We start from the raw sequence: 11176 nt of genomic DNA, 5'->3' as shown, positions 1-11176 counted from the left end.
CAAAAAGCGATGCGTTTAGGAAAGCTTGATGGATCAGTGGTTGCCATTGGTAATGCACCTACGGCACTTATTGAAATTGTAAGATTGATCAAAGAAGAAGGTGTAAAACCGGCATTGATCATCGGCGTTCCTGTCGGATTTGTTAAGGCAGTTGAATCTAAAGAGCAAGTATTGTCTCAGGATGTCCCTTATATTGTCAGTCAGGGACGTAAGGGAGGGTCGACTATTGTCGTCTCTATAATCCACGCACTTCTTTTGTTATCACGCAAAAAGAAAGAAACTTGTTCATGAACCCACTAGTAAAGAAAAATCAACCGGTATTGAAGCATACCAAAACGGTCACGGTTATCGGCATGAGTGATGACGGGTGCTTGAGTTTAACATCAAAAGCAATGCATGCGATCAGCAAGGGACAGGTCCTTGCCGGAGGTGCACGACATCTTGAATTCTTTGCCGAATTTGAAGGTCTGAAAATACCGTTTCAAGGTAAGCTCTCTGATGTAATAGATCGGTTAGAGGAACTTTCTTATGAAAATAATATTGTCGTCCTGGCATCTGGAGATCCCATGTTTTATGGAATCGGCGGATTGATTGTTAAAAGATTTGGCTTGGATCACGTTGATGTAATTACTCATCCCAGTTCCATCCAGATAGCCTTTTCCCGCATTGGTATCACCTGGAATGACGCTATGATGATCAGCCTGCATGAACGTTCCAGGACAGGGTTTATAACGAAAATACAGACATCATCAAAGGTAGGGATTTTAACGGATCCGGAACGATCGCCTCAAGAAATAGCGAGACACATGATTGCCTATAACGAAACCGGCTGGCAAGCCTGGGTTTGTGAGAATTTAGGTGGTGTGGATGAACGGATCCGTTGTTTTACGATTGAGGAATTATCTCGGGTGGAAAATACCGCTCCACTTAACGTTTTAATTCTACTTCGGAAAGATGAAGACAAGTCACTACCTCCCACGATTGCAAATCTACACGAAGATGCATTTGCAAAACGAATACCGCACAAAGGGCTGATTACCAAACGCGAAATACGCACACTATCCATTGTCTCTCTAGGCTTGAATAGAAAATCTATCGTCTGGGATATCGGTACGGCATCTGGTTCGGTGGCTATTGAGGCAGCTAAAATCGCTTATGATGGACACGTCTATGCTGTTGATGTTGACACTGAGTGTGTTAAAATTGCCAGAGAGAATGCAGTCAACCATAAAGTAGACAATATTGATATTGTCGAAGGATTGGCACCTGCTGCTATTATGGACTGGACAGTGCCAGATGCTGTTTTTATCGGAGGCAGCAAGGGAAACATGAAAGAAATTCTGGATGTAAGTTTAGAGAAATTAACACCGAATGGTAAATGCGTTGTTACTGCAATTGCTATAGAAACCGTACAAGAGACATACCAATACTTTAAAGATCGTGAATGGAATGCTGAGATGATTGTCGTAAATATTGCAAGAAGCATACCGCTGGCACAATACCACCGTTATGAAGCCTTAAGTCCGATTCATATATTTACCGTTACTAAAGTTGAGAGGAACTGAATGATGCGTGGGATTTTATATGGTGTTGGTCTTGGACCTGGAGCTGCGGATTTAATGACGTTGAGGGCATTAGATTGTTTAAGAAAAGTAGACTGCATTATTCTTCCACGAAAGGATGAAAAAAGTTTGTCTGTCTCATGGCACATCGCCAGGGAAACAGTTGGTCCGATACCGGGACAAGAAAGGCTATCTCTCAATTTCCCAATGTCCCGTGATCCGAAGGTCACATCTCACGCATGGAATATCGCTATCAAAGAAATCAAAGATAGGATTTTTGCGGGAAAAAGTGTTGCCTTTATATCATTAGGAGATCCATTTATTTACAGCTCGTTTATTTACCTTTATGAACACGCACAAAAATCATGGCCAGAAATTGAGATCAAGGTAATCCCCGGAGTTTCATCCATTACAGCGGCACCTATTGCAGCCGGCATCCCTATTGCTGATGGACAGGAAAGAATAGCTATAATACCTGCGGTTTATAACAAGGATGATTTACGCACGATCATCCGCATGTTTGATACCATACTATTGATGAAGGCTTCTTCCGTAATGTCAGAGATTATCGAGATCCTTGAATCCGAGGGACTCCTGGACAAATCTGTTTATGTGGCCAGTGCTACCATGGACAAGGAACAGATTGTTACAGATATTCGCGACATAAAGGGTAAACGCGGAATGTATTTTTCCATGGTTGTGATTGCTAAAAAAAATCATAGTGGAGTACTATTTGGAAATGGCGAGAAAAAAGAATAAAGCAAACCGCAAATCCTGGGCGATTTATGTTATTACTAAACACGGTGTTGCGATTGCCCGTAAGCTGCGAGACCAACTGGATGATGCTGACATCTATGTGACGCATAAGTTTGAAAATCAACTACAGATGGATCGCGTTTATCTTTTAAGTATGCCCATGGGAGAAACAATTCACGCTACATTTAATCAATATAATGCACATATTCATATCATGAGTATTGGCGTTGTAGTGCGTATGATTGCACCTTTATTAAGAAACAAAAAAAATGATCCTGCAATTATTTGCGTGGATGATAAAGCACAATTTACCATACCTGTTCTATCAGGCCATGTCGGTCGTGGGAATGAATTTGCAAATAAGATATCACAAATTCTAGAAAATACACCTGTTATTACCACTGCATCCGATGTGGGCCAGACATTTACTGTGGACATTCTCGGCCGCGAGTTGGGTTGGATATTAGATGACACGGACCGAAATGTGACCAGAGCATGTGCGGCAGTTGTCAACCAGGAGAATGTTTTATTTGTTCAAGAGACAGGAGAGAAAAATTTCTGGCCGGATGAAAAAAAATTACCCAGTGGAGTTGAATATGCAACAAGCTTAGACGGTATTTCCGTTGGGGATTTTTCTGTTTTCCTGATAGCTACCGATCGGGACATAAAAAGGCTCTTTCCGGATATTTATGAACATGCGGTTATTTACCGCCCTAAAAGCTTGGTCCTCGGTATGGGATGCGATCGGGATACACCGTTGGAGATAGTAGAACACGGTATTAGGAAGGTGTTGGAAGAGAATCATCTGGAGTTTAGATGTATTAAGGGATTTTCGACAATCGATATCAAAGCTGACGAAGAAGCCTTTTTGCGGTTAAAAGAAAAATATGCATGGGACTTTACTTCTTACCGTGCGGATGAATTGGATGCTGTTAAAAACATCCCCACGCCGTCAGTTACTGTAAAAAATTATGTGGGCACACACGGAGTAGCTGAACCAAGTGCAATGTTATCGGCCGGTACCAATGAGTTAATTGTACCAAAGCAGATTTATAAAGAAGAAGGCTGCAAAAAAAATGTAACAATCGCAATCGCACGGATACCTTTTCCTTTAAGGATATCTCGTGAGATACAGACGGTTGTATAGGGGAAAAATGATGAAAAGAAAAAAAGGACAATTATTTCTTGTCGGCATCGGACCGGGGCATGAGGACATTATGACACCTGCCGCGTTGGATGCTATCAAACAATCTGACCTGGTGATCGGTTATAAGACGTATATCAAGCTGGTTAAAAATCTGCTTGAAGGTAAAGAGGTTATCAGTGCAGATATGACTGAAGAAATAGACAGAGCCAGAAAAGCGATTGAACTGGCTAAACAGGGACAATCCGTTACACTTATCTCTTCCGGTGATGTAGGTGTCTACGGTATGTCAGGGCTCGTATTTGAAATTCTTAAAGAAACAGGGTGGAAGAATGGAGACGCTCCTGATATCCATTTGGTTCCGGGTATTACCGCTATGAACGCGTGCGCGTCGCTCGTTGGAGCACCGCTGACACACGATTACTGCTGTATTTCTCTCTCAGACTTATTGACACCCTGGGAAGTAATCGAAAAACGTATAAATGCGGCAGCTATGGCAGACTTTGTTATTGGACTTTATAATCCTAAAAGCAAACACCGTACAGAGCAAATCACGAAGGTACAGAAAATTATCAGTGAATACCGAACCCCCCATACACCGGTCGCCCTTGTCAAGAATGCTTACCGGAAAAAAGAACATATAGTGATCACCGATTTAGCACATTTTCTTGAGGAAGAGGTTGGGATGTTAACCACCGTGATAATCGGGAACAGTCACACATTTATATTTGAAAATTATATGGTTACCCCGCGCGGGTATACCAATAAATATCAATGGGACGGCCAGATTATTAAAGGACAAACAAGGGCCCGTTCATTGGTTGTTGATGAGGTAACGTCATGAAAGTATATATTATAGGTGCTGGCCCGGGAGACCCTAAACTAATTACCGTGCGTGGTGCGGAACTTATTGAACAATGTCCGGTTGTGTTGTATACCGGCTCTTTAGTCTCCAAAGCCGTAATTGCGCGTGCCGATAAAAACGCCCTGGTTCTGGATTCAGCGTCCATGGATTTAAATGAAATTATGGACGTTTTTATAAAAGCAAAGGCTGATAACCATGATGTGGCACGCGTCCACACAGGAGACCCGTCTATATTCGGTTCGACGGCAGAACAAATGCGCCGTATGCGGAAAGAGAACATTGATTATGAAATAATTCCGGGGGTATCATCATTTGTGGCCAGTGCAGCTGCTTTGGGTATGGAGTTAACTTTACCGGAATTATCACAAACTGTCATTATCTCCCGATGTGAAGGCCGTACTCCCGTGCCGGATAAAGAGAAATTAAGCATGCTGGCAAAACATCAATCTACACTGGTTTTATTCTTAAGTGCAGCCCTTGATACATAAGGTCGTTGATGAGTTATCTCCGCATTATGGGAAGGACTGTCCGGTGGCAGTTGTGCAGCGAGCCACATGGCCGAACCAATTGATTGTACGCGGAACGTTAGATGATATTGCCGATAAGATAAAACAAGCAAAAATAAAATCAACGGCCATTATTATCGTGGGTCGTGTATTAACATCCACAGATTTTGCTGATTCCAAGCTTTACTCCCCAGAATTCTCACACGGTTTTAGAAGCTAAGAGGCTGTCTTATTAACTGCTTGTACAATTATGACTTAGTATCGTGGTGAGATATAATATTCAGATTTATTTAAACCTTGAATACAAGGCGCTGTATTCTTGTGCTGTCACCGCGTTTCAAATCTATTGTAAATTCAGAACCTACTCCACGGAACTCATAGACTAATTTCCCACCTCCGTTTTCAGAGTGAGTACAATGCAAAACCTTCCCTGATACGGTACCATCGTCTTGCTTAGCAGCAACGACTCTCAGAGGCAAACAGCAGGCAGCCTGAAAGATCATTTTGTTGTCTAACGCGTAAAGACGTGTATAATGGGGTTTTCTCAAACCTCCCTGTCTCGTACTTCCAGCTTTAGAAGATTTTCCCGGCATAGTATCAATCATATATTTTTCATTTGCTTCAATTTTATCTTCACCCCTCACAGGTACCCCAAAGTCTATTTGATTCAGTATCTTTTCGGCATCTTCGTTGTCCTGTTTCATGGACTCATCTGACGGAGTTATTGTTACTCTACTTCTATGGCTCTCAACCTTTAGGGCTTCTGTGTTTACTAAAGGCAGCTTTTCATAAGACAAATTCACGTCAATTATTTGCTGCATGGGCACATTTCCATTTTATATTAATCTATTTAACAATTTAAATATTTTTTTTAATCCACTTACCATTTATTAATAAAACGAATTTAAGAATTATTGTGTCTTAACAACCCTCAGGTTATATAAAATACTCGGACGAACTTTATATACATAGGTTAGAGCAAATCCAACCACAATACCTTCAGCGATACATAATGATCCCTGAGAAGTAGCCATAAACACAATGAAAATCTCCAGCATTGCCTTCGCACTGTGCATTATAGCAACAGAAAATGTCTCCCCCTCTTTAAATACCAGGAGTCCTAATCCTATAGAAGTCTCCATATAAGTACATATATCAGAAATTACTCCGGCCAGGAAACCACACCAGAACAGCTTAAACCCCATCCTCTGCGCCAGTCTGAATGCAAAATACCCTGAAAATGAACCGAGTACACCCATTGAAAAGATATTAACACCCAGAGTCTAAGTCCTCCATGCGCTAGAAAAAGTGCCTGTATGAAAAGAGCAATGCCTGCGATAACAACACTCACAAAAGGCCCTAATAAAATCGCACTCATTCCCGTTCGCGCCGGATGCGCAGTTGCCATCCCGTTCAAACCTACCACCGGAATTGGAAAACATGAAAAAACGAATACGGCGACCCCAACTAATCCTACTAATGGCAGGAAGCCCGGTACTTCTTTTTTCATACCACAGCCTGTATCTTGAAGGAAAATTTCGACTAAATCTTCTTTAAGTCTGGAGATTTTTCCTTCTGCTGTCCGAACGACCAGCGTCTTCACGGTAAGCGTACCACCTTCCGGCATGGAACGTACTGCATTTGACGCTAGATTGGTAAAGACCTGTTTAAACTGGAGACAATCAAGCATTATATCAGGTAATTCCCTGTCAAATTCGGTTACGAGTTTTATGTGTTCCGGCAATGGGAACTCTGAGAAATATTCCCCTATGAATTTATTGATATTGGTCTTGTTCTGTTCAGGTTTCTTTGCTTTTGACAGGCGAGTGATACCAGTGATGATATCATTAGCATGGATAATTTGACTATCGATAAGCTTAAGGTGCTTCTTTGTCTTTTCATCCGAATTCTTTAATGTTTCATTTAAAAAAAGGATGAGTTCTTAATCGTTGTCAGCGGTTGCCTGATGTCGTGGGCAATGGAGCCTGATATCCGGCCTATAACGGCAAAGCTCTCTTTCCTTATAAGTTTTATATTTGCCTCTTCAATTTCTGTCGTGCGGTCTTTGACTTCTGAGTTAAGCACGCTTACCACGCCTGTATGATATTGTTTTGATATCCTCATCAAAAAGGCTACTGTACATAAAAGCAATATGAAAGTAGAAATTTGACTATACAGAAGTATTCGAAGGTGAGAAGCTTGATTAACAAACTCCGTGGATGTACGGTTCTCCAGTTCCTCAAGAAACATATTTATATGTCGCATAATCTCTATTTTAGCTTGGTGGTATCTTTCTCCAAATAAGATTCTTATCGCCACTTGTTGTCCAGAAGTATTTGGAAGTTCTTCAGACTCATCTGTAGTTATTCTATTTATAGCATTCATGGCAGTCTGCTCAAGTTCCACTAATTGATCAGAATTCTTTTGAGCTTCAGCTAGTAGTGGAAATTCTCTCGCAGTAAAGCCTGCTTCCTTCATCAATCCCTTCAAAGGTACCGCTTTCCCTGACGGGTAGGGAGGTTTTCCATTCTCTACAGATAAGAAATCCCAATAGATCATATTATAATGAATAGGTCTTGGTTTTTCCCCATCACGAATGGCGAGCACATCCCAAAATTGCTGCTCAAATTTTTTGTTACCCGTAGCGGCATAAGTACGAACTAGACGGGTTAGGTCATCTGAACTCTGGCGCAATTGATCTGCCAACAAATTAGACTGGAATCTGATCTCTCCTAAAGCAACTAACTTCTGCTGAGCTATGTATAACAAAACAAATATACTGACTGATATTCCGATTAACACTAGAAGAGCATATAATCAGAAATAAATCAGCTTTGTATTTTTATTCTTTTTCTCAAAGCTCCCCGTGGTTTGTTCCATAATTGATTATATTAATCTAAAAATGGGTGTAATGATCGATTATAGACATATCAGTCGATTAGACAAGGAGTTTTTGGGGTTAAATTATCACCTGATTATGCTTGATATATGAATGAAGTTTAATGGGAATGATATAAACTTTGCAACTGTCAAGTAATTGTCAAGTAAACAAATCAAAACAGACCAAAACAGGGAGAAAATCAAACTCCCCATTCTGGCCTTAAACCTAAGTAAACCAAAACAGTTATAACTAAACCGTAAAACTTTACCTCTTCTTTCGCTTGCTCGACAAGCAAGGGGTCACTGGTTCGAGTCCAGTATCGCCCATATTATCATACAAGGACTAATGGCAAGTGGTAGATGGTGAAATCCGAGAAGTTGTGACCATTTTGTGACTAAATTATTGAGGGGTATTGGTAATCAAATTACCGTGCCCCTTTTTTTATGAATAATTCTTTTACTACCCAAAACCACATTTTACCTGCATCCATGTGTAGCCTGATGTTTAAGTCTCATTATTTTTTACTTAGTGCCTACTTTATCTTTTGTGAATATTCTACTCAAAACTTCAGGCTAGGAATATTCTATAGATAACTTGAGGAAGACGATTTGTGATTGATAATTTTATATTTAAAAACACATAAGTTCTGATTAAAGAGTTAAATAGGAAGTTGTGTCAAGTGGTGAGCTTGTCCGCCAGTTTTTAGGTTGAATGCGACACTCATTTCCAAAATATTTTGATATTGAAATAGCATGAATACCGTGCTATTGTGTACCTGTGATTAAGTCATTCAAAGGCCAGGGAACGGAAGATATATTCAACGGTAAGAACACAAAAAGCGCCAGAAAGATATGTACACGAGCTTTATGGCATATTGCATCAAGAAAATTTGATCAACTTGATTCCATCAAATCCCTGAAAGAACTCCGCATTCCTCCTGGAAATAGTTTTGAGACTCTTACCGGAAACAGGAAAGGGCAGTATAGTATAAGAATAAATGATCAGTATCGTATATGTTTTGAATGGAATGAATCCGAGCCGGAGAAAGTAGAAATCACTGACTATCATTGATATAAGATAAACATTTATAAGTGGAGATAAAAATGATTCGTGTACCAACACATCGTGAACCGACACATCCCGGAGAGATGCTTCTCGAAGAATTTCTAATCCCTATGGATATTACTCAGAGGGAGTTATCAAAAGAGATTCATGTTCCATACCAGAGAATAAACGAAATTGTTAATAAACGGCGGGGAGTAACTCCCAGTACAGCCCTGCGGCTCTCAAAGTTCTTTGGAGTTTCAGAGGACTTCTGGATGAACCTACAGCTTCGTTGGGATTTGTATAAAGCGAAGCGTTTAGAGATCAATGAATTAAAAACAATCAGACAATTCTGCTGAAAACAGATAAGTTTTGATTAAAGAGTTATATGGGAAAATTTGTCAAGTGGCGAGCCTATCCGCCAATCCTTTAGGAGGGCTTGCCAGCCAGTTTTTTAGGTGAGATGCGACACTCATTGCCTTTTGCATTCACAACATTTTTATTAATAATGAATCTTCGACAATTCATTTTTTCTTGATACATTTAAAAAAGTAATTGAGAAATATAATTTCCTTTGCCATGCATATTACCTTATGAATAATCATTACCATCTACTTATTGAAACTCCAGATGGTAATCTCTCAAAAGGAATGAGACAGTTAAACGGTGTTTACACACAAAGATATAATAGACGAAACAAAAAGACCGGTCATGTATTTCAGGGGAGATATAAAGCCATATTAATACAGAAGGAGAATCATCTTCTAGAAGTTTGTCGATATATTGTTTTGAACCCTGTGAGAGCAAGAGCAGTAAAGTTTCCTAAAGAATGGAAATGGAGTAGTTATAAAGCTACAGCCGGGTTTGAAAGGCCACACAACTGCCTTACAACAGACTGTATCTTAGGACAATTTTGGAGAAAAAAAGAGGGATGCGAAAAAAGAGTATAGGGGTTTTGTACGATCGGGAATAGGAGAGAAAACGTTGTGGGAGAAATTAAAAGGCCAGGGAACGGAAGATATATTCAACGGTAAGAACACAAAAAGTGCCAGAAAGATATGTACACGAGCTTTATGGCATATTGCATCAAGAAAATTTGAGCAACTTGATTCCATCAAATCTCTGAAAGAACTCCGCATTCCTCCTGGAAATAGTTTTGAGACTCTTACCGGAAACAGGAAAGGGCAGTATAGTATAAGAATAAATGATCAGTATCGTATATGTTTTGAATGGAATGAATCCGAGCCGGAGAAAGTAGAAATCACTGACTATCATTGATATAAGATAAACATTTATAAGTGGAGATAAAAATGATTCGTGTACCAACACATCGGGTGTTTAACATGCACATGCAACTAAACCAACAAAAATTAAAATATGCTTAAACGGAATACTTTTAATCTTTTCACCTTCACCTATTATCATTGAACGGTACATTCCAAAGACCTTTTGATCTTGTTTTATTCTTTTTGTTTTAAAACATTCATCACCAGAATAAAACTTATAGGTAAAACTCTTCCCAATAGAACCCTTATAGATCTTTATGAAAAACTCAAAAATGAAGAAGATAGAATTCAATCTTTAGGAAGTTAGCTTGACGGCAGAAAGAATAAATGATTTGAAGGAAAGTTTTTATATCCAATGAAATGTCCGGTTTTAGACAACCAGTAGTTTTTCATGTTATTTGTTAGCTTATCAATCATTTACTATTAAATTATGATGGATGTAGAATAGACGAAGCAATGGAATAAGGAGTGAAATGCCTGTAATATCAATGTTTTATGGAATTGTGGTCGCAATTTACTACGAAGATACAGGGCGGCATAATAAGCCACATATTCATGTTCGTTATCAAGGGAAAAAAGCTTCCATTTCTATCGAAGACGGAGCTGTGCTTGCTGGAAAATTTCCACCAAAACAACTACGAATGGTTTTGGCATAGATTGATATACATCAAGATGAACTTATGGCTGACTGGGAATTAGCGGTGGCTGGAGAAGAACCTTTTCGCATTGCCCCTTTACCGTAATTATGGAGGATTATATGGAAATGTTATTGGATGTTATCAGCGTTGAACCACAAAAGGATAATACGTTACTGCTTGTTTTTGAAAATCATGAAAAACGATTGTTTGATATGAATCCATATCTAGAAAAAAAACCGTTTATAAAGCTTAAACATACACCATTATTTATGAAAGCAACAGTTGCATACGGTACAGTTGTATGGCCGGGGAACATTGATATAGCACCCGAAACACTTTGGGATTTTTCAAAACATGTTTAACGAGAGCAATGGAGTAGACAGCAAAACAAACAGAAGAATATAACCTTTCAATCCTTACTGTCAAGTAATTGTAAAGTAAGCAAATCAAAACAGGCCAAAATAGGGAGTAAATAAGACTCCCCATTCTGGCCT

General features: G+C 39.5%; 14 protein-coding genes and 2 pseudogenes. 12 read left to right on the top strand and 4 right to left on the bottom strand.

Features of this window, described 5'->3' with window-relative positions; genetic code table 11:
- The 6 genes and pseudogenes from SCALIN_RS13435 to cobM all read left to right on the top strand — a co-directional run.
- On the top strand, positions 1 to 291 hold a 291-nt coding region (locus tag SCALIN_RS13435; protein WP_162532314.1), incomplete at its 5' end, for a precorrin-8X methylmutase.
- Positions 288 to 1565, top strand: coding sequence for a precorrin-6y C5,15-methyltransferase (decarboxylating) subunit CbiE (gene cbiE, locus SCALIN_RS13430; RefSeq protein ID WP_096894981.1), 1278 nt, complete (start codon positions 288 to 290; stop codon positions 1563 to 1565). The genes SCALIN_RS13435 and cbiE, both read left to right, overlap by 4 nt.
- Positions 1566 to 2321 (top strand): precorrin-2 C(20)-methyltransferase, encoded by a 756-nt coding sequence (gene cobI / locus SCALIN_RS13425; protein WP_203415497.1) that lies wholly within the window; start codon positions 1566 to 1568, stop codon positions 2319 to 2321.
- Positions 2302 to 3465, top strand: a complete 1164-nt coding sequence (locus SCALIN_RS13420; protein WP_096894980.1) for a cobalt-precorrin 5A hydrolase — start codon at positions 2302 to 2304, stop codon at positions 3463 to 3465. The genes cobI and SCALIN_RS13420 overlap by 20 nt, the downstream gene beginning before the upstream one ends.
- 7 nt (positions 3466 to 3472) lie before the next feature.
- Positions 3473 to 4306, top strand: coding sequence for a precorrin-3B C(17)-methyltransferase (gene cobJ, locus SCALIN_RS13415; RefSeq protein WP_230406619.1), 834 nt, complete (start codon positions 3473 to 3475; stop codon positions 4304 to 4306).
- Positions 4303 to 5053 (top strand): annotated as a pseudogene (gene cobM, locus SCALIN_RS13410) (precorrin-4 C(11)-methyltransferase). The gene cobJ and the pseudogene cobM overlap by 4 nt, the downstream one beginning before the upstream one ends.
- Before the next feature lie 70 nt (positions 5054 to 5123).
- On the opposite strand, the gene SCALIN_RS13405 reads toward cobM, so the two are convergent.
- From SCALIN_RS13405 to SCALIN_RS13390, 4 genes are all read right to left on the bottom strand, one after another.
- Positions 5124 to 5654, bottom strand: coding sequence for a hypothetical protein (locus SCALIN_RS13405; RefSeq protein ID WP_096894978.1), 531 nt, complete (start codon positions 5652 to 5654; stop codon positions 5124 to 5126).
- Between the two features lie 90 nt (positions 5655 to 5744).
- Positions 5745 to 6092 (bottom strand): energy-coupling factor ABC transporter permease, encoded by a 348-nt coding sequence (locus SCALIN_RS23410; RefSeq protein ID WP_096894977.1) that lies wholly within the window; start codon positions 6090 to 6092, stop codon positions 5745 to 5747.
- A complete protein-coding gene (locus tag SCALIN_RS23405; RefSeq protein ID WP_096894976.1) occupies positions 5996 to 6577 on the bottom strand; it encodes an energy-coupling factor ABC transporter permease in 582 nt (193 codons plus the stop codon). Before SCALIN_RS23405 ends, SCALIN_RS23410 begins: the two co-directional genes overlap by 97 nt.
- 179 nt (positions 6578 to 6756) lie before the next feature.
- On the bottom strand, positions 6757 to 7602 hold the full coding sequence (locus SCALIN_RS13390) for a sensor histidine kinase (protein ID WP_133111906.1): 846 nt from the start codon (positions 7600 to 7602) through the stop codon (positions 6757 to 6759).
- Positions 7603 to 8491: 889 nt separating this feature from the next.
- Here SCALIN_RS13390 and SCALIN_RS13385 point away from each other — a divergent pair.
- The 6 genes and pseudogenes from SCALIN_RS13385 (at position 8492) to SCALIN_RS13355 (ending at position 11044) form a co-directional block, all read left to right on the top strand.
- Entirely contained in the window at positions 8492 to 8785 is a 294-nt protein-coding gene (locus SCALIN_RS13385; RefSeq protein WP_096894974.1) for a type II toxin-antitoxin system RelE/ParE family toxin, read from the top strand.
- A gap of 32 nt (positions 8786 to 8817) precedes the next feature.
- Positions 8818 to 9117 (top strand): HigA family addiction module antitoxin, encoded by a 300-nt coding sequence (locus SCALIN_RS13380; RefSeq protein ID WP_096894973.1) that lies wholly within the window; start codon positions 8818 to 8820, stop codon positions 9115 to 9117.
- Between the two features lie 153 nt (positions 9118 to 9270).
- Positions 9271 to 9708 carry a transposase gene (locus SCALIN_RS13375; protein WP_203415499.1) on the top strand — a complete coding sequence of 146 codons (438 nt, stop codon included), beginning with the start codon at positions 9271 to 9273 and terminating at the stop codon, positions 9706 to 9708.
- A gap of 34 nt (positions 9709 to 9742) precedes the next feature.
- On the top strand, positions 9743 to 10036 hold the full coding sequence (locus SCALIN_RS13370; protein WP_096894971.1) for a type II toxin-antitoxin system RelE/ParE family toxin: 294 nt from the start codon (positions 9743 to 9745) through the stop codon (positions 10034 to 10036).
- Between the two features lie 481 nt (positions 10037 to 10517).
- Positions 10518 to 10787: pseudogene (locus SCALIN_RS13360) on the top strand (DUF4160 domain-containing protein).
- A gap of 14 nt (positions 10788 to 10801) precedes the next feature.
- The gene (locus SCALIN_RS13355) at positions 10802 to 11044 is read left to right on the top strand and encodes a DUF2442 domain-containing protein (RefSeq protein ID WP_096894983.1); all 243 of its coding nucleotides are present in this window, start codon (positions 10802 to 10804) and stop codon (positions 11042 to 11044) included.
- The last annotated feature ends 132 nt before the right edge of the window (positions 11045 to 11176 follow it).

The organism is Candidatus Scalindua japonica, from assembly GCF_002443295.1.
Classification (GTDB): Bacteria; Planctomycetota; Brocadiia; order Brocadiales; family Scalinduaceae; genus Scalindua; species Scalindua japonica.
This window is presented reverse-complemented; position numbering and strand designations above follow the sequence as displayed.